This window comes from Streptomyces sp. NPDC047880, assembly GCF_040706515.1.
In the GTDB taxonomy this organism is placed as follows: domain Bacteria; phylum Actinomycetota; class Actinomycetes; order Streptomycetales; family Streptomycetaceae; genus Streptomyces.
Genome location: NZ_JBEZOK010000002.1, coordinates 158605 through 181480, shown reverse-complemented (window position 1 = coordinate 181480; position 22876 = coordinate 158605). Strand labels below are relative to the sequence as shown.

Here is a 22876-nt window from a genome sequence, read left to right as displayed (position 1 = left end):
GTCCAGCGCTGTGCTGGGCCCCGCGTCGTCCATCCGAATCCGAGGAAGTTGGTCCAGCCGTGGTTTTGGGGTTCTCGATCGCCCTGATCGTCTTCAGCCTGCTGCTGATGCTGCTGGTGCTGATGCACAAGGGGAAGGGCGGCGGCCTCTCCGACATGTTCGGTGGCGGCATGCAGTCCTCCGTCGGCGGCTCCTCGGTCGCCGAGCGCAACCTCGACCGGATCACCGTCGTGATCGGTCTGCTGTGGTTCGCGTGCATCGTCGTGCTCGGCATCCTGATGAAGGTGAACAACTGACCGAGCCGCAATCCGCACGGAACTCGTACGTAAGGCCCCATGTCCGGTACGCGCAGCTGAGCGCGGCCTATCATGGGGCTTGCGTCTAGGTGTGAGGGTTGTAACTCCAATCACTGGACGCGCGTTGGGCCTTACGTAGACTGAGGCGCTCGCGGCGAAGCGGAACGCCGACTCGCTTCGCGGCACCATCACGCAGGGAGTTACGACCGTGGCAAGTGGCAACGCGATCCGGGGAAGCCGGGTCGGGGCGGGGCCGATGGGCGAGGCCGAGCGCGGCGAGTCCGCGCCGCGGCTGCGCATCTCCTTCTGGTGCTCCAACGGACACGAGACCCAGCCGAGCTTCGCCAGCGACGCGCAGGTGCCCGATACCTGGGACTGTCCCCGCTGCGGCTTCCCGGCCGGCCAGGACCGGGACAACCCGCCGGACCCGCCGCGCACCGAGCCCTACAAGACCCACCTGGCGTACGTCCGGGAGCGGCGCAGCGACGCGGACGGCGAGGCGATCCTCGCCGAGGCGCTCGCCAAACTGCGGGGCGAGATCTAGAAGACGAGACCGGCCGGGCACCAGCGGGTGCCCGGCCGGAACTGCCTCCCGGGCACCAGCGGATGCCCGTTCGGTCTCGTCTTCTCGGCACCGGCACCGGCACCGGCACCTGCCCCGCCATCCATGCCCGTCGGCCGTCACCGCCGGCCGATTGTCAGTGGTGCCCTCTACGGTTTGTGCATCGGACGAACCATGAGGGGGAGCGGTGGCGACGGTCGAGGCGGGGGGCGTGTGCGTGCCCGCGTGGCGCGGTGGCTTCGGACGGCTGTGGAGTGCCGCCGTCCTGTCCAGCTTCGGCGACGCGCTGCGCACGTCCGCGCTGCCCCTGCTGGCCGTCACCCTGACCCACGATCCGCTGCTCATCGCCTCCGTCACGGCCTGCGGCTACCTGCCCTGGATCGTCTTCGGCCTGCTCGGCGGGGCCGTCGCCGACCGGGTGGACCAGCGGCGGGCCATGTGGACGGTGGACGCGTCACGCGGGCTGCTGGTGGCCGCCTTCGCGGTGGCCGTCGCGCTCGGACACGCCTCGATCGGCCTGCTCATCGCCCTGGCCGTCGCGCTCACCACCCTCCAGACCCTCTTCGACAACGCTGCCACCGCGTTGCTGCCCGTCCTGGTCGACCGGGAGGCGCTCGGCAGCGCCAACGCCCGGTTGATGACCGGTCAGCGCATCGCCGGAGGCCTGCTCGGCGGCCCGGTCGTGCCGTTGCTGCTGGCGGCGGGGGCCGCCGTGCCGTTCGCGGCCGACGCCGTGACCTTCCTCGTGGCCGCCGCGCTGATCGCCTCCCTGCCTGCCGCCGAACCCGACCGCGAGCCGCGGCCCGCGGGCAGCACCCTGCGCCGGGAGATCGCGCAGGGCCTGCGCACCCTGTGGCGCGACCGTGCCCTGCGCGCCCTGTGCACGTCCACGGCCTTGTGCAACATCGGCATGGGCACCCTGCTCGCCCTGCTGGTCGTCCTCGTCACCGACTGGCTGCGGGCGGGCCCCGCGGGATACGCGGCGGCGGGCACCGCCTTCACTCTGGGCAGCCTGGCCGGGGGAGTGGTGAACGGCCGGCTGGTGGCGCGGCTCGGCCGTCTGCGGTCGGTGCTCCTCGCCGGATCGGTGCAGACCGCGCTCCTCGTCGTGATGGGCACCGTGCGCAGCCTCGCCGTGCTCGTGGGCGCGCTCGCCGTCTTCGGTCTCCTCGGCATGGTGTGGAACGTCAACACGACGACGCTCATGCAGGAGCGCAGCCCCGCCGGACTGCTGGGCCGGGTCAGTTCGGCCTTCCGGACCCTGGCCTTCGCCGGAGTACCCCTCGGTGCCCTGCTGGGCGGAGCCGTCGCCGCCGCCCGGGGGCCGAACACCCCGCCGCTGCTCACGGCCGCTTTCTTCGTCCTCGCCGTCATCGCGCTGATACCCGTGCGCGCGGTGGACGTATCTGTGGTGGAGCCGGAGGACGGCGCCACGACAGCCGACGTCACGCGCTGATCAACTAGGTTGGGACCGGCAGCGGGGCAAGGTACGCAGGACAGGAAAGAAGGCTGAAGTCCGAGATGAACGCAGACAGCCGTACCAGACTCAATCAGACGCCTGAGTGGACGGCACTGGCCAAGCACCGCGAGGAGCTCGGCGACGTGGGGTTGCGCGACCTGTTCGCCGCCGACTCCGGCCGCGGCACCGCATACACCCTCCGGGTCGGCGACCTGTACGTCGACTACTCCAAGCACCTCGTCACCGACGACACCCTGCGGCTGCTGCGCGAACTGGCCGCCGCCACCGACGTCTTCGGGCTGCGGGACGCCATGTTCCGCGGCGAGAAGATCAACACCACCGAGAACCGGGCCGTGCTGCACACCGCGCTGCGTGCCCCTCGGGACGCGGTGATCGAGGTCGACGGCGAGAACGTGGTGCCGGATGTGCACGCCGTGCTCGACAAGATGGCGGACTTCGCGAACCGGGTGCGGTCGGGCGAGTGGACCGGCCACACCGGCGAGCGGATCCGGAACATCGTCAACGTCGGCATCGGCGGCTCCGACCTGGGTCCCGCCATGGCCTACGAGGTGCTGCGGGCCTTCACGGACCGCTCGCTGACGGTGCGTTTCGTGTCGAACGTGGACGGTGCCGACCTGCACGAGGCGGTCCGCGACCTGGATCCGGCGCAGACGCTGTTCGTCATCGCCTCCAAGACCTTCACCACGATCGAGACGGTCACCAACGCGACCTCCGCGCGCACCTGGCTGCTGGACGCGCTCGGTGACGAGGCCGCCGTCGCCAAGCACTTCGTCGCCCTGTCGACGAACGCGGAGAAGGTCGCCGAGTTCGGCATCGACACGGCCAACATGTTCGAGTTCTGGGACTGGGTCGGCGGCCGCTACTCCTACGACTCGGCGATCGGCCTGGCCCTGATGATCGCCATCGGCCCGGACCGGTTCCGCGAGATGCTCGACGGCTTCCGCATCGTCGACGAGCACTTCCGGACAGCGCCGGCCGAGTCCAACGTGCCGCTGCTGCTGGGCCTGCTGGGCGTCTGGTACGGCAACTTCCACGACGCCCAGTCGCACGTGGTCCTGCCCTACAGCCACTACCTGTCGAAGTTCACCGCCTACCTCCAGCAGCTCGACATGGAGTCCAACGGCAAGTACGTCGGCCGGGACGGGCGCGAGGTCGAGTGGCAGACCGGCCCGGTGGTGTGGGGCACGCCGGGCACCAACGGGCAGCACGCCTACTACCAGTTGATCCACCAGGGCACCAAGCTGATCCCGGCGGACTTCATCGGCTTCGCGAGGCCCGTCGCCGAGCTGAGCGAGCAGCTGAAGGCACAGCACGACCTGTTGATGGCCAACTTCTTCGCCCAGACGCAGGCGCTCGCCTTCGGCAAGACGCCCGAGGAGGTGCGCGCCGAGGGCGTGCCGGAGGAGCTGGTGCCGCACAAGACGTTCAAGGGCGACCACCCGACGACCACGATCCTCGCGCCCGAGCTGACGCCGTCCGTCCTCGGCCAGCTGGTCGCCCTCTACGAGCACAAGGTGTTCGTGCAGGGCGCGGTGTGGAACATCGACTCCTTCGACCAGTGGGGCGTGGAGCTGGGCAAGGTCCTCGCCAAGCGCGTCGAGCCCGCACTGACCGGGGACGCCGAGGTCGGGGGCCTGGACGCCTCGACCCGGGCCCTGGTCGCCACGTACCGGGAGCTGCGCGGCCGGCGGTGACGAGCGCCGGACGGGAAGGCGGGCGGCAGCGCGCCGTCCGCTTCCCGTAGACTCCCGGGCGATCAGCATGGCGAGTGCTCGGGGGAGCGCGAAGTGGCACGCACACGCGGAAGCTGGACCGGCGGCACGCTGACGGCGGGGTCCGTCCTGAAACCCCAGGACGTGGCCCGGGCGGTGTTCCATCCCGCCTGGATCCCGCAGCCGCTCGACCCGTCCGTGGAGCGCCTGAAGCGGTTGCGTGTCATCGCCGGGGCGGTCGCCTCGCTCGGTGTCTACACCTTCGTCGAAGGCGGCTTCGACCTCACGGAGCTGCTGGAGAACGCGATGACGGCCGCCGTCGTCCTGCTCTTCCTCACCCCGCTGACGGTCGGGGTGATGCTGTGGGTCTGGCGGCGCGGCGGCACGGTGCGGCAGTTGCGGACGCCGCTGCTCAGGTCCCTCGCGCTGCTCGTGCTGTTCGTCGGCTGTGTGGCCGCCGTGCTGCTGCTGGTGCGGACGGTGAACGCGTCCGCGAACGTCGCCGTGATCATCGGGTTCGGCATGACGATGCTGTGGCTGCTCGCCTTCACGGCCCATGGAGCCGTGCGGGTCTCGGGCAACTTCTTCGGCACGGCCGCCGTGCACCGCTGCCTGCCGCCGCTGCTCGCCATGGTGACCAGCTGGCTGGTGGCCGTCCCGGACCTCGTGACCGGTGATCTGCACGGGCTCAGCCTCACCCTGGGGATCGTCTTCATCCTGGGCGCGCCCGTGACGGTCACGGCCATCGCGCTGCTGGAGATGCGGCGGCTGAAGCGGCGGTACGGAATCCGGCTGAACGCCCATCCGGCGGCACACCCGCCCGTGCCCGGGCCGGTCCCTCCGGCGGGCTCGCCCCACCTGCCGCCGCAGGGGAACCCGTACGGGCATCCCCGCGCGCCGGGCGGGCAGCACCCCTACGCCCCGCACCCCCGGCCTCCGTACCACCCGCAGCAGCCGTACGGGGGCTGACCCGGGGGCGGTACGGCGTCAGGCCACCGCGCTCAGGGTGTCCGCGAGGCGCCGCCGGGCGGCCCGGGCCGCGGGGAGGGCGGCCAGTGCCGCTGCGCAGAGGACCGCCGCCGTGCCCAGCAGCACCATCAGGGCCGCGGAGGGCCCCTGGGCGATCCCCGCCCCGATGCCGCTGGAGCGGCCCTGGGCATCGATCAGCCACCTGGCCAGGGGCAGGCCCAGGGCGAGGGCGGCGAGGACGGCCGCCAGGGCCGTGAGGCCGGTGGCCGTGACGGTGATCGCCGTGATCTGCCGGGGGGACAGCCCGATGGCCTTCAGGGCCAGCAGGTCCCGCTCGCTCTCGCGGACGGTGCCGCCGATCGCGGTCAGCAGTTCGATGAGCCCGATGAGGGCGAGGACGGCGATCAGCCCGGCGACCACCGCGCGCAAGGGGGAGAGCTCGTCGGCCGGGTTGGCGACCGTGTGCACGTCCAGGTGGCCGCGCCCCGCGGCGGCGATCCGGTCGGCGACCTCCCGTGGGTCCGCGCCGGGGTCCAGGCGGAGCTCGTAGAGGGTGGGGCGGAGCCCCGGGTCGTTCTCGCGGAGGGTGTCGAGGGAGGTGGAGATGACCCGGCCGGCGTTCTCCGGCTCGATGCTGCGGCCCACGATGTGCAGGATCTGCGGACGGTCGCCGACGGTCATCCGCACCCAGGCGCCGACCCGCACGTCCAGCAGGTCGAGCAGCCCCTGTCCGGCCACCGCCTCGTCAAGGCCGCGGGCGGGGCGGCCCTCGGCGAGGGTGTGCGGGTAGGGGTCCTCCCGGGTGCCGAGCCCGCGCAGGGCGATGGTCGCGGTCTGGCTCGGGCCCAGGGCGGCCGTCTCGACGCCCGGGTAGGCGGCGGCCACCTGCGGGTCCTTCTCCAGGAGGGAGCGGACCCGCTGTTCGCCCAGGCCGGAATCGGCTCGGACGCTGAGCGCGGCCGGCAGGCCGATCCGCTCGGGCTCGCTGTGGAAGCGGTCGAGGGTGGTCCAGGCACTCATCGCCACGACGATCAGCAGCAGCGGCAGTGTGAGCCGGGCGACGGTGGCCAGGGACCGGGGGCGGCGCGTGAACGCCTTGTGCCAGCCCAGCACCAGCGCGGGCGGGATCCGCACGCCGAGGGCCCGGCGGGCCACGCCGGACAGCCGTCCGCCCGAGGTCGTGGCCGGTCGCGGCACCGGCACGGGCGGCACCCGCCCGGCCCGCCACGCGGCCAGCCCGGTGGTCGCGCCGATGAACAGCACCGCGCCCACGGGCACCACGAGCAGCGCCGCGGTGTGGCCGGGCAGCCCCTGCCACACGCCGACGGCGTCCCCGAGCCGGCCCGGGATCCGGCTGCCCAGAGCCTCGGCGAGACCGGCCGCGGCCAGGGCGCCCAGCAGGGCGTAGGCGAGGTGCTGGAGCAGGAAGATGCGGACCACCTGGCCGGGGGTGAAGCCGATGGCCTTCAGGACGGACAGGTCGCGCAGGTGCCCGCGGATGCGGGTGCCGATCGCCCCGTGCACGGCGAATCCGGCCGCCACGAGGGCGCCCAGCCCGAACAGGCCCAGCACCTGACCGAGCAGCCGGTTGTCGCCCTGTGCCTCGGCCCGCGCCTGCTGCCAGGTGGAGACCTCGCCGATCGCCCCCGGGCCCAGCACGGTCACGGCGCGCTGGACGATGTAGGACGTGTCGCCCGGGTCCGTCAGCCGCAGCCCGATCACCTGGCCGCCCGGGTCCGGCACGGCCGACGGAAGCGCCCACACCAGACCCGGCTGCTCACCGGGCCGGTAGCGCGGCTCGGCACTGTCGGCGAGTCCCACGACGGTCAGCTCGCGGGCGGTGCCGGGCACATGGAGGGTGTCGCCCGGCTGGGCCAGCAGGGCACGGGCGAGGCGGCTCTCCAGCACCACCCCGTCGGGAGTCGACGGGGTGAGCCAGTGCCCGGAGACGACCGGCGGGCGGCCGGCGGGGGGCTTCCGAGGCATGCCGCGCAGTTCGACGGCGGCGCGGCTGCCGCGCGAGGAGACGGTGGTGGCGGCACTGGGGTAGGGACCGACGACGGACTCCACGCCGTCCAGCCGGGCCAGCTTCCCCGGGTCGGCCGCCGTGTCCGTGTGCAGCCACACATGCGCGCCGTGCGACTGCGTGAAGACGCGCTGCCAGGGGTTGGTCGCGTAGCCGAACAGGGCGGTGGCCAGCAGCAGGGAGGCGACGATGCCCGCGGTGGCGAGGACGAGGAACAGCGCCTCGCCGCGGTGCGTGCGCAGATCGGAGTGGGCCCAGCGCAGGGTGGCTCGCATACGGGTCAGCCCCTCCGGGGTTCGTCGTACCCGCGCATGTCAGTCCTTCAGCTCCAGCACACCGGATATGCCGGCGCGGCGCGGCGGGGTGGTGCCGCCGTCGAGAGCCGCGTCGTCGGCGATCCGGCCGTCGAAGAAGCTGATCACCCGGTCCGCGGCGCTCGCCAGCCGGGCGTCATGGGTGACCAGCACGATCGTCTGGCCGCGCTGGTGGAAACGGGACAGCAGCCGCATCACCTCGCGGGTGCCCTTGCTGTCGAGGCTGCCGGCGGGCTCGTCGGCCAGCAGCAGCGGCGGGTGATTGACCAGCGCCCGGGCCAGGGCGACGCGCTGCTGCTCACCGCCGGACAGCTCGCCCGGCATGCTGCGCTCCTTGCCCGTCAGGCCGAGCTCGGCCAGCAGCGCCTCACGCTCGGTGCGCGCCTGCTTCGGCGTGGTCCCGGCGAGCAGGGCGGGCAGCTCGACGTTGTCGGCGACGGACAGGTTCGAGACGAGGTTGAAGAACTGGAAGACGATCCCGATACGCTTCCTGCGCTCCACCGCCCAGCGCGCCTCGCTGTAGGTGTCGGTGGACTCGCCGTCGAGCCAGATGTGGCCCGCGTCCGGACGCTGGAGTCCGCCGAGCAGATGCAGCAGCGTCGACTTGCCCGCGCCGGACGGGCCGGTGATCGCCACGAACTCGCCCTGCCGTACGCACAGGTCGACCCCGCGCACGGCGTGGGCCGGGGCGCCCTCGCCGTGGTGGGTCTTCGCCAGTCCCTCGGCGCGCAGCACAGGAGCGGGACGGTCGTCGCTCACTCCAGCTCCTCCAGCTCTTCCTGGCACCGTTCCAGCCAGTCGAGGTCGGCCTGCAGGTGCAGCATCGCGCCCTCGATCAGCAGATGGGCAATGCGGTTGTCGCGGTCTTCGGCGGCGGCCAGCTTCGACAGCTGCCGCATGGTGTTCAGGTACTGGCGCCGCTGCTGGTTGATCAGGGTGATCTGCTCGGCGAGACCGGTCTGCGGAGCGAGGGCCAGTTTCATGAAGAACTCGTCCCGCACCCGCGGCTCGTCCTCGGGCTCCTCGAACCAGGCGCGCAGCGCCTCCCGCCCGGCGTCGGTGAGGTGGTAGACCTTTTTGTTGGGCCGGCTGGACTGCGCCACGTCCTCGCCCTCGATCAGTCCCGACTTCTCGAGGCGGCCGAGGGTCACATAGATCTGGCCGACGTTCGGCTGAGGGTACGCGGAGCCCAGCAGTTGCTCAAGGTCCTGCTTGAGCTCGTAGCCGTGGGCGGGTCCGCGGGCGAGGAGGGCCAGGAGGGGCAGGCGCACGCGTGCAGTCCTCCTGTCCGGTCCAATGTGCTCCAGGCCCTAGTATCGCCCATACCTAACAGGTATACATGGCCCTGATTCCGGGCAAGGGTGCCCGGCGCCGGTGTACAGGGAGGAACCTATGCGGTGGATCCATGCCGCGGGTAGGGGCCTTCTCGTTCTCGTCGTGGTCCTGACAGGCTACGTTGCCGCCGGAGCGCAGGCGGGTGAGCCCCCGGAGGGCGGCCGCGGCCCCCTCACCCTGGCCACCGCCGGCGACCTCACCGGATATCTCGGCCCCCTGCTGGAGGGCTGGAATCGTACCCATCCCGGCGAGAAGGTGACCCTGGTCGAGCTGCCGGACTCGGCCGACGAGACCCAGGCCCAGATGATCACCGACCTGCGCGACGGTGACCGCAGCCGGTTCGACGTGCTCAACATCGACGTCAACTGGACCTCGGAGTTCGCCGCGGCGGGCTGGATCAGACCGCTGCCCCGGGACTGCTTCCCCCTGAAGACGTTCCTCCAGCCGGTCGTGGACACGGCGACCTACGACGGGCAGCTCTACGCGGTCCCGTACGTCACGAACGCCGGTCTGCTCCTGTACCGCAAGGACGTCCTCGCCGAGGAGGGCGTCGATCCGCCGCGCACCTGGGCGGAGCTGGAGCGGTACGCGAAGACCATCGCCCCGAAGCACGGCCTCGGCGGTTACGCCGGACAGTTCCTGCCCTACGAGGGCCTCACCGTGAACGCGGCGGAGGCCGTCTACTCGGCGGGCGGCTCGATCCTCGGCGACGAGGGCGAGCGCGTCACCGTCGACTCGGCGGCGGCCCGCGAGGGCATCGGGTTCCTGGCGCGCGGGGTGCGCGAGCACTGGATCCCGAGGGAAGCGCTGACCTACAAGGAAGAAGAGTCCAAACAGGCCTTCCAGGACGGCCGGCTGCTCTTCCTGCGGAACTGGCCGTACGCCTACGTCGGCGCCTCGGCCCCCGGCTCGAAGGTGGCCGGGAAGGTCGGCGCCGTACCCCTGCCCGGGCCCGGCGGGCCGGGGACCAGTGTCCTCGGCGGATCCAACCTGGCCGTCAGCGCGCACGCGCGGCATCCCGACTCGGCGGCCCGCCTGATCGCATACCTCACCGGTGAGCGCGTCCAGCGGCAGGTCCTCACGCGCGGCGCGCTGCCGCCCGTGCGCGCGGATCTCTACCGGGATCCCGCGCTCGTCCGCCGGTTCCCCTACCTGCCGACGCTGCGGACGAGCGTCCTCGCGGCCGCGCCGCGCCCCAAGAGCCCGCGCTACGACCAGGTCAGCCTGGTGGTGCAGGCCGTCGTGAACGACGCGATGGCGGGGCGCCAGACGCCCGCGGCGGCGGTCCGGCGGCTGGCGCGCGAGCTCGCCGTCATCTCGCGCGGCTAGCGCTGTTGGCGCCTCTTCGCGCCCTCTCCTGCTTACTTGTTAGGTACTTGTTAGGTAACGCGGGCGTCTCATCTCGCTGAATATCGCCCCAGTATGTCCCTATTTAGACACTCCAGCCGCTAGATACGTTCTGCCATTTCATTGACACCCTCTCGACACGGCTACTTAACATGCATGCATAACCGCTGCCCTCCTCAGAGACAGGTCGATGGGTTGAACAGGCACCACTGGTGGCGTGACGCAGTGATCTATCAGGTGTACGTCCGCAGCTTCCTCGACAGCACCGGCGACGGCATCGGCGACCTCGCCGGCGTCCGGGCCGGACTGCCGTACCTCAAGAAGCTCGGCGTCGACGGGATCTGGCTGAGCCCCTTCTATCCCTCGCCGCAGCACGACCACGGCTACGACGTGGCCGACTACTGCGACGTCGACCCGCTCTTCGGCGACCTCGACGAGTTCGACCAGCTGGTCGGGGCCGCGCGGCGGCTCGGTATCAAGGTGCTCCTCGACATCGTCCCGAACCACTGCTCCAGCGAGCACCCCTGGTTCCGCGAGGCGCTCGCCGCCCCCGCCGGCAGCCCCGCCCGGGCCCGCTTCCACTTCGCCGACGGCCGTGGCCCGGACGGCTCCGAGCCGCCCAACAACTGGCACGCCATGTTCGGCGGCCCGGCTTGGAGCCGGGTGACCGAGACGGACGGACGGCCCGGCCAGTGGTACCTGCACATGTTCACGCCCGAGCAGCCCGACTGGAACTGGCGCGACCCCGAGGTCGCCGCCGAGTTCGACCGGGTGCTGCGTTTCTGGCTGGACCGGGGCGTCGACGGCTTCCGCATCGACGTCGCCGCCGGCCTCTACAAGCACCCCGAACTGCCCGACTCCGACGACCCGGAGGCCGACGCCCGCACCCGCGACTCGGTCAACCCGCTCGCCTGGAACCAGCCCGAGGTGCACGACGTGTGGCGCCGCTGGCGCTCCATATGCGAGGAGTACACCGAGCGCGACGGCTGCGAACGCCTCCTCGTCGGCGAGGTCTCCGTCCCGACCGCCCGCGAACACGCCCGGTACGTCCGCTCCGACGAACTGCACCAGGCCTTCTTCTTCGACCTGCTCAGCGCCTCCTGGGACGCCGACGCCTTCCAGAAGGTCATCGCGGAGGCCATGCAGGACATCGCCGGCACCGGCTCGACCGTCACCTGGGTCCTCAACAACCACGACCAGGTCCGCACCGTCACCCGCTACGGCGAACCCGCCACCGAGGGCAGCGGCCTCGGCGCCGCCCGCGCCCGCGCCGCCGCGCTCCTCATGCTGGCCCTGCCCGGCGCCGCCTACATCTACCAGGGCGAGGAGCTCGGCCTGCCGGAGGTCGTCGACCTGCCCGACGACGTGCTGACCGACCCGATCTTCCGCCGCACGGGCAGCCGCGCCCGCATCCGCGACGGCTGCCGCGTGCCCCTGCCCTGGTCGGGCCAGGCCTCGCCGTTCGGCTTCACGCCCGGCGTGGAGAGCGCCAAGCCGTGGCTGCCGCAGCCGGAGTACTTCGCCGAGTACGCCACCGACCGCGCCCTGGCCGACACCCGCTCCTTCTGGCACCTGTACCGCGACGGCCTCCAACTGCGCGCCGCCCTGCCTCAGTTGGGTGAGGGCACGCTGCGCTGGCTGGACGCCCCGCCCGGCGTGCTGGCCTTCGAACGCGGCGACGACCTGGTCTGCGCCGTCAACTTCGGCACGGCCCCCACCCCCGCGCCGGTCTCCGGCACCCCCCTGCTCGCCAGCGGCTCCTGCCCGCCCGGAGTCCTCTCCGGCTCCACGGCCGCCTGGTGGATCCGTTCCTGAACGCCCCCTGAGCGAACGCTCCGCAAGTCAACCTCCCGAAGGGACATCAACGATGATGCGACGACGTACCACCCTGCTCACCGGCTGCACCGCTCTCGTCCTGGCGCTCGGCGCGACCGCCTGCGGCGGCGGCCCGGTCTCGGCCGGCGGCGGTGACAAGGCGCTCGACGGCCAGTCGATCACCGTCGCCGGCGTCTGGTCCGGCACCGAGCAGAAGAACTTCCAGAAGGTGCTCGACGCCTTCACCGAGAAGACCGGCGCCAAGACGCAGTTCGTCTCCACCGGCGACAACGTCTCCACCGTCGTCGGCAGCAAGATCGAGGGCGGCAACGCCCCCGACGTCGTGATGGTCCCGCAGGTCGGCGTGCTCAAGCAGTTCGCGCAGAAGGGCTGGCTCAAGCCGCTGTCGCAGAAGACCGAGCAGGCCGTCGACGCGGGCTACGCCCCCGTGTGGAAGAAGTACGGCAGCGTCGACGGCACCCTCTACGGCCTCTACTTCAAGGCCGCCCACAAGTCGACCGTCTGGTACAGCCCCGACGCCCTCGAACAGGCCGGCGTGAAGCCCCCGAAGAGCTACGACGAGATGCTCAAGGCCGGGCAGACCGTGTCCGACTCCGGGCTCGCCGCGTTCTCCGTCGCCGGGCAGGACGGCTGGACCCTCACCGACTGGTTCGAGAACGTCTACCTCTCCCAGGCCGGACCCGAGAAGTACGACGCCCTCGCCGCGCACAAGCTGAAGTGGACCGACGTCTCCGTCGTCGACGCCCTCACCACCCTCGGCAAGCTCTTCAAGGACAAGCAGCTCATCGCCGGCGGCCAGAAGGGCGCCCTGAACACCGACTTCCCCGGCTCGGTCGAGAAGGTGTTCGGCCCCGAGCCCGAGGCCGGCATGGTCTACGAGGGCGACTTCGTCGCCGGTGTCGCCAAGGACCAGTTCGGCAAGAAGGTCGGCGAGGACGCGAACTTCTTCCCGTTCCCCGCGGTCGGCGGCGGCGAGGCGCCCGTCGTCAGCGGCGGCGACGCGGCCGTCGTCCTCAACGACGGCAAGAACCAGAAGGCCGCCCAGGCACTCCTGGAGTACCTCGCCACCCCCGAGGCCTCCGCGGTGTGGGCCGAGGCCGGCGGCTTCCTCTCCCCGAACAAGAAGCTCGACCTCGCCTCCTACGGCGACGACGTCACCCGCGCCACCGCCAAGTCCCTCGTCCAGGCCGGGGACTCGGTCCGCTTCGACATGTCCGACCAGGCCCCGGCCGCGTTCGGCGGCACCAAGGGCACCGGCGAGTGGAAGCTGCTCCAGGACTTCCTGCGCGACCCCTCCGACCCGAAGGGCACCGCGGCGAAGCTGGAGGCCGCGGCGGCCAAGGCGTACCAGGACTGATACGCCATGACAGCGACCCTCGTGCAAGAGACGAGTCCCCCGCCACCCGGCCCGGTCGCCGACCGCACCCGGCGGCTGCGCCGGCGCGGGAAGATCATCGCCCTGCTGTTCGTGCTGCCCGCGCTGCTGCTGCTCGGGGCGCTCGTCGTCTACCCCGTGCTGTTCAGCATCGGCCGCAGCTTCTTCGACGCCTCCGGGACGACCTTCGTCGGCGGCGGCAACTACGCCGAGATGTTCCGCGACCCGGCGACCCTCAAGGCCGTCCGTAACACGGCCATCTGGGTCGTCGTCGCTCCCGCCCTGCTCACCGGCCTCGGGCTGATCCTCGCCGTGCTGGTGGAGAAGGTCCGCTGGGCGACCGCCTTCAAGCTGCTCCTCTTCATGCCGATGGCGGTCTCCTTCCTCGCCGCGGGCATCATCTTCCGGCTCGCCTACGACGAGGACCCCGACAAGGGCGTGCTCAACGCCGCCGTGGTCTCCGTCCACGACGCCTTCAAGGGGGAGTCCTCCTATCCGACGGCCCGGGCGCGCGACGCCCAGGGCCTGACGAAGGAGAAGGACGGCTCGTACCGCACCAGCACGAGCGTGTCGCCCGGGGACGCGGTGGCGCTGGGCCTGGTCGGCGTGCAGCCCGAAGACCTGCCGGGCGGGGCCGAGCCGGCGTACGCGGCGGCCGGACGGAAGGCCGCCGCCGACGAACTGCGCGGCGTGGTCTACCTGGACTTCACCCCCGGCGGGGGAGGGGAACAGGGCAAGGTCGACCGGCGGGAGAGCGGACTGCCGGAGATGACGGTCGAGGCGGTCCGCGACGGCGAGCAGGTCGCCTCGACGACCACGGCCGCCGACGGCTCCTTCCGCTTCGGGAAACTCGAACCCGGCTCCTACGAGGTGCGACTGCCGTCGTCCAACTTCGCCCAGGCCTACGACGGCGTCTCCTGGCTCGGGCCGGCGCTGGTCACACCGGCGATCATCGGCGCCTATCTGTGGATCTGGACCGGTTTCGCCATGGTGCTGATCGGGGCCGGTCTGTCGACGCTGCCCCGGGACGCCCTGGAGGCGGCGCGGATGGACGGCGCGAACGAGTGGCAGATCTTCCGGCGCATCACGGTGCCGCTGCTGGCACCGGTGCTCTCGGTCGTGTTCATCACCCTCGTCATCAACGTGATGAAGGTCTTCGACCTCGTCTACATCATCGCGCCCGGCCCCGTACAGGAGGACGCGACCGTGCTCGCGACGCAGATGTGGCTGGTGTCGTTCGGCGGCGGCAACAACCAGGGCCTCGGCAGCGCGCTCGGCGTGCTGCTCCTGCTGCTGGTCGTCCCGGCCATGGTGTTCAACGTCCGCCGTTTCCGAAGGAGTCAGCGATGAACGCGGTCCGGCGCGGGCTGGGCAACGGGGCCGTCCAGGCCTTCCTCGTCCTGATCGGCCTGGTGTGGATGACGCCGCTGGCGGGGCTGTTCCTGTCCTCGCTGCGGTCCGCCGAGGACACGGCCAAGGGCGGCTGGTGGACGGTGTTCTCCAGCCCCGGGCAACTGTCCTTCGACAACTACTCGGAGCTGCTGGGGAACGCCGGGATCACGCAGGCGTTCTGGAACACGGTGCTGATATCGGTGCCGACGACGGTGCTGGTCGTGGTGATCGCGGCCCTCGCCGGGTACGCCTTCGCGTGGCTGGACTTCCCCGGGCGGGAGACGATCTTCCTGGTCGTCGTCGCGCTGCTGGTGGTGCCCGTGCAGATCGGTCTGCTGCCGGTCGCCAAACTCTTCGGGCAGCTGGGCCTGTTCGGCACGATTCCCGGCGTCGTCCTCTTCCACGTGGCCTACGGGCTGCCGTTCGCGGTGTTCCTGCTCCGCAACTACTTCGCCGAGATGCCGAAGGAGATGCTGGAGGCGGCTCGCATGGACGGGGGCAGCGAATGGCGTATCTTCACGCGGCTGGTACTGCCCGTGGGGCGGCCGGCGATCGCCTCCCTGGCCATCTTCCAGTTCCTGTGGGTGTGGAACGACATGCTGGTGGCCTTGCTGTTCGCGGACAGTACGTCGCAGCCGCTGACGGTTGAACTCCAGTCGCAGATACGCCAGTTCGGCAGCAACATCGACGTCCTGGCGCCCGGGGCGTTCGTGTCCCTGGTCGTCCCTGTCGTCGTGTTCTTCGCGTTCCAGAGGCACTTCGTACAGGGCGTGATGGCCGGCTCGGTCAAGTAGACCGCCCCCCGGGGCTTCACCGGCCGTCCACCGCCGATGTCCACGCGCGTTCCACGTGAGCGCGCAGACTGCGCGGCGGGCGGCCGGTGAGGCGTTCGACCGCGTCGGTGACCCGGCCCTCGGCTCCTTCGGCGATGGCGCCGTCCAGGGTCGCGAGCACAGCGGCGAACTCCGGAGGGGGGAGGGCCTGCGCCAGCCGGTCGCGCAGTTGCTCACAGGTGAGCCGCCGGTGGGTCACCGGGCGCCCCGTGACCTCGCTGAGGACGGAGGCCGCATCGGCGTGACTCAAGTTCCGCATGAACCAAGACGGGCGCAGGGCCGCCCACGTCTCGAACAGCCGGGACAGGGCCTGCTGCACCTGTCCGACGGCCGGGCCGCCGGAGGGGATCGCCGAGGAACCGAGCGGCACGGCCTGGTGACCGGCCGGCAGCGAATGACGCGCGAGCGGCTGCGAGCCGACCTGGCCGCCTTCACCGCCCGGGTGCCGGGCGGAGACTGAGCACGGAAAACCGGAGCGGCCGGACCCCCGCGCTCAGGGGTTCCGGCCGCTCCGGTGTACGAACCGATCGGCGTTCGCGCCGGTCAGGCCGACGCAGGCGGGTACAGGGAACGCGGCAGTTGCGAAGCCGCCGCCCCGTCCAGCAGCCACAGCGTCCGGCTGCGGCCGTACGCCCCGGCCGCCGGTGCCTGGACCTCGCCCGCGCCCGAGAGGGCGATCGCCGCCGCCCGGGCCTTGTCCTCGCCCGCCGCCAGCAGCCACACCTCACGAGCCGCACGGATCGCCGGCAGCGTCAGCGTCACCCGGGTGGGCGGCGGCTTCGGAGCGCCGTGGACGCCCACGACCGTGCGCTCCGTCTCCCGCACCGCCGGCAACTCCGGGAACAGCGACGCCACATGCGTGTCCGGCCCGACGCCCAGCATCAGCACGTCGAACGCGGGCACGGGGCCGTGGTTCTCCGGCCCCGCCGCCTTCGCCAGTTCCTCCGCGTACGCGGCCGCCGCCGCGTCCACGTCGGTGCCGTGCGGCCCGTCCGACGCGGGCATCGCGTGCACCCGCTTCGGATCGAGCGGCACCGAGTCGAGAAGGGCCTCCCTCGCCTGGGTGACGTTGCGCTCGGGGTCGCCCTCGGGCAGGAACCGCTCGTCACCCCACCAGAGGTCGAGCCGGCCCCAGTCGATCGCGTCCCGGGCGGGTGCCGCGGCCAGCGCCGCCAGCAGGCCGTTGCCGTTGCGGCCGCCCGTCAGGACCACCGACGCCGAGCCCCGCGAGGCCTGCGCGTCCACGATCCTGGTGATCAGCCGGGCCGCCGCGGCCTGCGCCATCAGCTCCTTGTCGCGGTGGACGACCAGCTGCGGTGCCGTACTCACTTCGTCGTCGCCTTCCGTACGGGTTCCAGCTCCGGCGGTTCCCGCCTCACCGGTGCCTGCGCCGTCGCTTCCGCAGCGGGTGCTTTCGCAGCCCTTTCAACGGGAGCGGGGAGGGCGAGTCCTGCTCGCCCCTCACTTTTGGGCACCGACGGCACCGACGACGGGGACTTCAGCCGGTCCACCCCGTACCGAAGCGCCGACGCGTACGTGTCGTCCGGGTCGAGACGCCGCAGCTCCTCCGCCATCAGTTCGGCGGTCTCCCTGCGCTTGAGCGCCACGGCCCGGTCCGGCTGCCCCTCGATGGACAGCGTCGCCAGCGAGCCGTCGGCCCGGTCCAGCTTGATCGGGCCGCAGTTGGTGTCCATCCGGACCGCCGTCAGACCCGGGCCGCTGGACAGCGACCGCTTCACGGGGACGTCCAGCCGGTCCGCGAGCCACATCGCCAGCAGCTCACAGCTCGGATTGAACTCCTCGCCCTCCACCTCGACGGCCCGCACCTCGCAGGCCACCTGGTCGAGGGCCGCCGCCAGCATGGAACGCCAGGGCGTGATGCGGGTCCACGACAGGTCCGTGTCGCCGGGGGTGTAGGTCCCCGACCGGGTGGCCAGGTCCCGTACCGGCTGCTCGGAGGCGTACGTGTCGGTGACGCGGCGCTGCGCGAGGGCACCCAGGGGGTCCTTCGCAGGGTCGAGCGGCGCGTTCACCGGCCACCACACCACCACCGGGGCGTCCGGCAGCAGCAGCGGCAGCACCACCGACTGGGCGTGGTCCGCGACCTCGCCGTACAGCCGGAGCACGACCGTCTCGCCGGTGCCCGCGTCCGCGCCGACCCGGACCTCCGCGTCCAGACGGGACTGCGTACGGTCACGCGGTGAGCGGGAGACGCGCTTGATGACGACGAGCGTGCGCGAGGGATGCTCGTGCGCGGCGTCGCTCGCGGCCTTCAGCGCGTCGTAGGCGTTCTCCTCGTCCGTCACGATGACCAGCGTGAGCACCATGCCGACGGCCGGGGTGCCGATCGCCCGGCGGCCCTGCACCAGCGCCTTGTTGACCTTGCTGGCCGTGGTGTCCGTGAGGTCTGTCTTCATGGCCGGCGCCAGCTCCGTCCGTGTCGCTCGAGCATTTCGTCCGCCTCGACGGGCCCCCAGGTACCGGCCGGGTACTGGGCGGGCTTGCCGTTCTTGTCCCAGTACTCCTCGATCGGGTCGAGGATCTTCCAGGACAGCTCGACCTCCTCGGTGCGCGGGAAGAGGTTCGAGTCACCGAGCAGAACGTCCAGGATCAGACGCTCGTACGCCTCCGGGCTGGACTCGGTGAAGGACTCGCCGTAGGCGAAGTCCATCGACACGTCCCGGATCTCCATCGACGTGCCCGGCACCTTCGAGCCGAAGCGGACCGTGACGCCCTCGTCCGGCTGGACGCGGATGACGATCGCGTTGGAGCCGAGCTCCTCGGTGGCGGTCGAGTCGAAGGGGGAGTGCGGGGCCCGCTGGAAGACGACCGCGATCTCCGTCACCCGGCGGCCCAGCCGCTTGCCGGTGCGCAGGTAGAAGGGGACGCCCGCCCAGCGGCGGTTGTCGATCTCCAGCCTGATCGCGGCGTAGGTGTCGGTCTTCGAGGAGGCGTTGATACCGTCCTCGTCGAGATAGCCGATCACCTTCGCGCCGCCCTGCCAGCCGGCCGCGTACTGGGCGCGTACGGTGTCGCGGCCCATGTCCTTCGGCAGTCGCACGGCGCCGAGGACCTTGGTCTTCTCGGCGGCCAGCGCGTCCGCGTCGAAGGAGGCGGGCTCCTCCATCGCGGTCAGCGCCATCAGCTGCAACAGGTGGTTCTGGATGACGTCACGGGCGGCGCCGATGCCGTCGTAGTAGCCGGCCCGGCCGCCGATGCCGATGTCCTCGGCCATGGTGATCTGCACGTGGTCCACGAAGGACCGGTTCCAGATCGGCTCGAACATCGTGTTGGCGAAGCGCAGCGCCAGGATGTTCTGGACGGTCTCCTTGCCCAGGTAGTGGTCGATGCGGAAGACCTGGTCCGGGGCGAAGACCTCGTGGACGACCTTGTTGAGCTCCTCGGCCGACTCCAGGTTGTGTCCGAACGGCTTCTCGATGACCGCGCGCCGCCAGGATCCGCTCGTCTGGTCGGCCAGTTGGTGCTTCTTGAGCTGCTGGATGACCACGGGGAAGGCCGACGGCGGGACCGACAGGTAGAAGGCGAAGTTGCCGCCCGTGCCCTGCGCCTTGTCCAGCTCGTCGATCGTGGAGCGCAGCCGCTCGAACGCGTCGTCGTCGTCGAACGTGCCCTGCACGAAGCGCATGCCCTGGATGAGCTGCTGCCAGACCTCCTCGCGGAAGGGCGTGCGGGCGTGCTCCTTGACCGCGTCGTGGACCTCCTGCGCGAAGTCCTCGTGCGCCCACTCCCGACGGGCGAAGCCCACCAGGGAGAAGCCCGGCGGCAGCAGACCCCGATTGGCGAGGTCGTACACGGCGGGCATCAGCTTCTTGCGGGACAGGTCGCCCGTGACGCCGAAGATGACCAGGCCCGACGGCCCCGCGATACGCGGGAGCCGTCGGTCGGCGGGGTCACGCAGCGGGTTGCTGCTCGACACCTGTTCAGCCCTCCGAAGGGGCGAGGCGCTGAAGTTCGGCCTCGGTCGACTTCAGCAGGTCGTTCCAGGACGCCTCGAACTTCTCGACGCCCTCGTCCTCCAGCAGCCGGACCACGTCGTCGTACTTGATCCCGAGCTTCTCGACCGCGTCGAGGTCGGCGCGGGCCTGCTCGTACGTGCCGGCGACGGCGTTGCCGCGGATCTCGCCCTGCTCCTCCGTGGCGAACAGGGTCGCCTCGGGCATGGTGTTCACCGTGTTCGGCGCGACCAGCTCGTCGACGTACAGGGTGGGCTTGTACGCCTTGTCCTTCACGCCGGTGGACGCCCAGAGCGGACGCTGCTTGTTGGCGCCGGCCCTCTCCAGGGCGTTCCAGCGGTCGGAGGAGAAGACCTCCTCGTAGGCCTGGTAGGCCAGCCGGGCGTTGGCCACGCCGGCCTTGCCGCGCGCCGCCTTGGCCTCGTCGGTGCCCAGCGCGTCGATCCGCTTGTCGATCTCGGTGTCCACGCGGGACACGAAGAACGAGGCCACGGAATGGATCTGCGACAGGTCCAGGCCGCGCTCCTTGGCCTTCTCCAGACCGGTCAGGAACGCGTCCATGACCAGGCGGTAGCGCTCCAGCGAGAAGATCAGCGTGACGTTGACGCTGATGCCCAGGCCGATGGTCTCGGCGATGGCCGGGATGCCCGCCTCGGTCGCCGGGATCTTGATGAGGGTGTTGGGCCGGTCCACCAGCCAGGCGAGCTGCTTGGCCTCGGCGACCGTGGCCCGCGTGTTGTGCGCCAGGCGCGGGTCGACCTCGATCGAGACCCGGCCGTCCTGGCCGCCGGTGGCGTCGAAGACCGGGCGCAGGATGTCGGCGGCGTCGCGGACGTCCGCCGTGGTGATCATGCGGATGGCCTCTTCGACGGTGACCTTGCGGGCGGCGAGGTCGGTCAGCTGCGTGTCGTAGCCGTCGCCCTGCGAGATCGCCTTCTGGAAGATCGAGGGGTTGGTGGTGACGCCCACGACGTGCTGCTGGTCGATCAGCTCGGCGAGGTTGCCGGACGTGATCCGCTTGCGCGACAGGTCGTCCAGCCAGATCGCCACGCCTTCCTCGGAGAGGCGCTTGAGTGCGTCTGTCATGGAAATTCCATCTCCTACGTGTCGTATATGAGCGTCAGCGCTGAGCTGCGGCGATCGATTCCCGCGCGGCGGCGGCCACGTTCTCGGGAGTGAAACCGAACTCGCGGAAGAGGACCTTGCCGTCGGCCGAAGCACCGAAGTGCTCCAGGGAAACGATGCGGCCGGCGTCCCCCACGTACTTGTGCCAGGTGAGCCCGATACCGGCCTCCACCGCGACGCGGGCCCGGACGGACGGCGGCAGGACGCTGTCCCGGTACCCCTGGTCCTGCTGCTCGAACCACTCCACCGACGGCATGGACACGACGCGCGTGGGCACGCCGGCGCCCTGGAGCTGCTCGCGCGCCTCGACGGCGACGTGCACCTCCGAGCCGGTGGCGATGAGGATCACCTCGGGCTCGCCGCCCTCCGCGTCGAACAGGACGTAACCGCCCTTCGCCGCATCCTCGTTGGGCGCGTACGTCGGCACACCCTGACGCGTCAGCGCCAGTCCGTGCGGCTGCCCCTTGCCGAACTCCTTCGTCCAGCGCTTGAGGATCTCGCGCCAGGCGATCGCGGTCTCGTTGGCGTCCGCCGGGCGCACCAGGTTCAGGCCCGGGATCGCGCGCAGCGACGCGAGGTGCTCGACCGGCTGGTGCGTCGGGCCGTCCTCGCCGAGGCCGATGGAGTCGTGCGTCCACACGTACGTCACCGGCAGGTGCATCAGCGCCGACAGCCGCACCGCGTTGCGCATGTAGTCGGAGAAGACCAGGAACGTGCCGCCGTAGACGCGGGTGTTGCCGTGCAGCGCGATGCCGTTCATCTCGGCGGCCATCGCGTGCTCGCGGATCCCGAAGTGGATCGTGCGGCCGTACGGGTCCGCCTCCGGCAGCGGGTTGTCCGCCGGGAGGAAGGAGCTGGTCTTGTCGATGGTCGTGTTGTTGGAGCCGGCCAGGTCGGCCGAGCCGCCCCACAGCTCGGGGATGACGCCGCCGAGCGCCTGGAGGATCTTGCCGGAGGCGGCACGCGTGGCCACACCCTTGCCGACCTCGAAGACCGGGATCTTCTCCTCCCAGCCCTGGGGCAGCTCGCCCTTGGCGACGCGGTCGTACTCCGCGGCGCGCTCGGGGTTGTTGTCCCGCCACTGCTGGTAGGCCTTCTCCCACACCGCGCGGGCCGCCTGGCCCCGCTCCAGCGCCTTGCGGGTGTGCTTGATGACCTCGTCGGAGACCTCGAAGGTCTGCTCCGGGTCGAAGCCCATGACGCGCTTGGTCGCCGCGACCTCGTCCTCGCCGAGCGCCGAGCCGTGCGCGGCCTCGGTGTTCTGCGCGTTCGGGGCCGGCCAGGCGATGATCGAGCGCATCGCGATGAACGACGGCTTGTCCGTGACGGCCTTGGCCTGCTGGATCGCCTCGAAGATCGCGGCGGGGTCCAGGTCGCCGTCGGCCTTCGGCTCCACGCGCTGCACGTGCCAGCCGTACGCCTCGTACCGCTTGACGGTGTCCTCGGAGACGGCCGTCTCGGTGTCGCCCTCGATCGAGATGTGGTTGTCGTCCCACAGCAGGATCAGGTTGCCGAGCTTCTGGTGGCCCGCCATCGAGGACGCCTCGGCGGAGATGCCCTCCTGGAGGCAGCCGTCACCGGCGATGCAGTAGATGAAGTGGTCGAACGGCGACTCGCCCTCGGCGGCCTCCGGGTCGAACAGGCCGCGCTCGTAGCGGGCGGCCATCGCCATGCCCACCGCGTTGGCGACACCCTGGCCGAGCGGCCCGGTCGTCGTCTCCACACCGGTCGTGTGCCCGTACTCGGGGTGACCGGGGGTCTTCGAGCCCCAGGTGCGGAAGGACTTCAGGTCGTCCAGCTCCAGGCCGAAGCCGGCCAGGTACAGCTGGGTGTAGAGGGTCAGGGACGAGTGGCCGGCGGACAGCACGAAGCGGTCCCGTCCGACCCAGTCGGCGTCGGCCGGGTCGTGGCGCATCACCTTCTGGAAGAGGGTGTAGGCGGCAGGCGCCAGGCTCATCGCCGTACCCGGATGGCCGTTACCGACCTTCTGTACGGCATCGGCGGCCAGGACACGCGCGGTGTCGACGGACCGCTGGTCCAACTCGGTCCACTCGAGGTCTGTGGTGGTCGGCTTGGTGCTCACCCTGGGTCAGGGCTCCTCTCCACATGTCGGATGCCGGTGTATCGGGGCGCCCACCGGCCGCAGTCGAGCCTACCCCCGTGGGACGTGCGTTTTTTCGAGTCACTCAAGAGTGCCGGGGCGGATCCCGATCCGCCTCCTGACTGGGCCGTACCGCATTCGACAGGTGAATACGGAGCCGCTCATCCGGGTGCTCAATCGAGCTTCCAAGCGCCCTTCC

18 protein-coding genes and 1 pseudogene are annotated in these 22876 nt (G+C 71.2%); 10 read left to right on the top strand and 9 right to left on the bottom strand.

Annotated elements, in window-relative coordinates; translation table 11 throughout:
• The first annotated feature begins 59 nt into the window (after positions 1–59).
• From secG to AB0937_RS04710, 5 genes are all read left to right on the top strand, one after another.
• Positions 60–296 (top strand): preprotein translocase subunit SecG, encoded by a 237-nt coding sequence (gene secG / locus AB0937_RS04730; protein WP_094052663.1) that lies wholly within the window; start codon positions 60–62, stop codon positions 294–296.
• Positions 297–504: 208 nt separating this feature from the next.
• Positions 505–840 (top strand): RNA polymerase-binding protein RbpA, encoded by a 336-nt coding sequence (locus AB0937_RS04725; protein WP_003957010.1) that lies wholly within the window; start codon positions 505–507, stop codon positions 838–840.
• A gap of 205 nt (positions 841–1045) precedes the next feature.
• Positions 1046–2314, top strand: coding sequence for an MFS transporter (locus tag AB0937_RS04720; protein WP_366709477.1), 1269 nt, complete (start codon positions 1046–1048; stop codon positions 2312–2314).
• A gap of 65 nt (positions 2315–2379) precedes the next feature.
• Positions 2380–4032, top strand: coding sequence for a glucose-6-phosphate isomerase (gene pgi, locus AB0937_RS04715; protein ID WP_366709476.1), 1653 nt, complete (start codon positions 2380–2382; stop codon positions 4030–4032).
• A 93-nt stretch (positions 4033–4125) separates the two neighbouring features.
• Complete coding sequence (locus tag AB0937_RS04710; protein ID WP_366709475.1) at positions 4126–5019, top strand: proline-rich domain-containing protein; 894 nt, start codon at positions 4126–4128, stop codon at positions 5017–5019.
• Positions 5020–5037: 18 nt separating this feature from the next.
• Here AB0937_RS04710 and AB0937_RS04705 read toward each other — a convergent pair whose 3' ends face one another.
• The 3 genes from AB0937_RS04705 to AB0937_RS04695 are packed head-to-tail and all read right to left on the bottom strand — an operon-like array spanning position 5038 to position 8630.
• Complete coding sequence (locus AB0937_RS04705) at positions 5038–7320, bottom strand: FtsX-like permease family protein (protein WP_366709474.1); 2283 nt, start codon at positions 7318–7320, stop codon at positions 5038–5040.
• Between the two features lie 39 nt (positions 7321–7359).
• Complete coding sequence (locus AB0937_RS04700) at positions 7360–8118, bottom strand: ABC transporter ATP-binding protein (RefSeq protein WP_366709473.1); 759 nt, start codon at positions 8116–8118, stop codon at positions 7360–7362.
• The gene (locus AB0937_RS04695) at positions 8115–8630 is read right to left on the bottom strand and encodes a PadR family transcriptional regulator (RefSeq protein WP_107458638.1); all 516 of its coding nucleotides are present in this window, start codon (positions 8628–8630) and stop codon (positions 8115–8117) included. Before AB0937_RS04695 ends, AB0937_RS04700 begins: the two co-directional genes overlap by 4 nt.
• Before the next feature lie 121 nt (positions 8631–8751).
• On the opposite strand from AB0937_RS04695, the gene AB0937_RS04690 reads away from it, so the two are divergent.
• From AB0937_RS04690 to AB0937_RS04670, 5 genes are all read left to right on the top strand, one after another.
• The gene (locus tag AB0937_RS04690; RefSeq protein ID WP_366709472.1) at positions 8752–10023 is read left to right on the top strand and encodes an ABC transporter substrate-binding protein; all 1272 of its coding nucleotides are present in this window, start codon (positions 8752–8754) and stop codon (positions 10021–10023) included.
• A gap of 174 nt (positions 10024–10197) precedes the next feature.
• The gene (locus AB0937_RS04685) at positions 10198–11856 is read left to right on the top strand and encodes a glycoside hydrolase family 13 protein (protein ID WP_366709471.1); all 1659 of its coding nucleotides are present in this window, start codon (positions 10198–10200) and stop codon (positions 11854–11856) included.
• 52 nt (positions 11857–11908) lie between these two features.
• The gene (locus AB0937_RS04680) at positions 11909–13234 is read left to right on the top strand and encodes an ABC transporter substrate-binding protein (protein ID WP_366709470.1); all 1326 of its coding nucleotides are present in this window, start codon (positions 11909–11911) and stop codon (positions 13232–13234) included.
• A gap of 6 nt (positions 13235–13240) precedes the next feature.
• Entirely contained in the window at positions 13241–14602 is a 1362-nt protein-coding gene (locus AB0937_RS04675; RefSeq protein ID WP_366709469.1) for an ABC transporter permease subunit, read from the top strand.
• Positions 14599–15438: a carbohydrate ABC transporter permease gene (locus tag AB0937_RS04670; protein WP_366709468.1), complete on the top strand. Its 840-nt coding sequence runs from the start codon at positions 14599–14601 to the stop codon at positions 15436–15438. The genes AB0937_RS04675 and AB0937_RS04670 overlap by 4 nt, the downstream gene beginning before the upstream one ends.
• A gap of 16 nt (positions 15439–15454) precedes the next feature.
• On the opposite strand, the pseudogene AB0937_RS04665 reads toward AB0937_RS04670, so the two are convergent.
• The 6 genes and pseudogenes from AB0937_RS04665 to tkt form a co-directional block, all read right to left on the bottom strand.
• A pseudogene (locus AB0937_RS04665) lies at positions 15455–15862 on the bottom strand (ergot alkaloid biosynthesis protein); the annotation flags it as partial.
• A 158-nt stretch (positions 15863–16020) separates the two neighbouring features.
• Complete coding sequence (gene pgl / locus AB0937_RS04660; RefSeq protein ID WP_366709467.1) at positions 16021–16806, bottom strand: 6-phosphogluconolactonase; 786 nt, start codon at positions 16804–16806, stop codon at positions 16021–16023.
• A complete protein-coding gene (gene opcA / locus AB0937_RS04655; RefSeq protein WP_366709466.1) occupies positions 16803–17894 on the bottom strand; it encodes a glucose-6-phosphate dehydrogenase assembly protein OpcA in 1092 nt (363 codons plus the stop codon). The genes pgl and opcA overlap by 4 nt, the downstream gene beginning before the upstream one ends.
• Complete coding sequence (gene zwf, locus AB0937_RS04650; RefSeq protein ID WP_366709465.1) at positions 17891–19414, bottom strand: glucose-6-phosphate dehydrogenase; 1524 nt, start codon at positions 19412–19414, stop codon at positions 17891–17893. Before zwf ends, opcA begins: the two co-directional genes overlap by 4 nt.
• A 4-nt stretch (positions 19415–19418) precedes the next feature.
• Complete coding sequence (tal, locus tag AB0937_RS04645; RefSeq protein ID WP_366709464.1) at positions 19419–20537, bottom strand: transaldolase; 1119 nt, start codon at positions 20535–20537, stop codon at positions 19419–19421.
• Positions 20538–20571: 34 nt separating this feature from the next.
• Positions 20572–22659 carry a transketolase gene (gene tkt, locus AB0937_RS04640; RefSeq protein ID WP_366709463.1) on the bottom strand — a complete coding sequence of 696 codons (2088 nt, stop codon included), beginning with the start codon at positions 22657–22659 and terminating at the stop codon, positions 20572–20574.
• Positions 22660–22876: the final 217 nt, after the last annotated feature.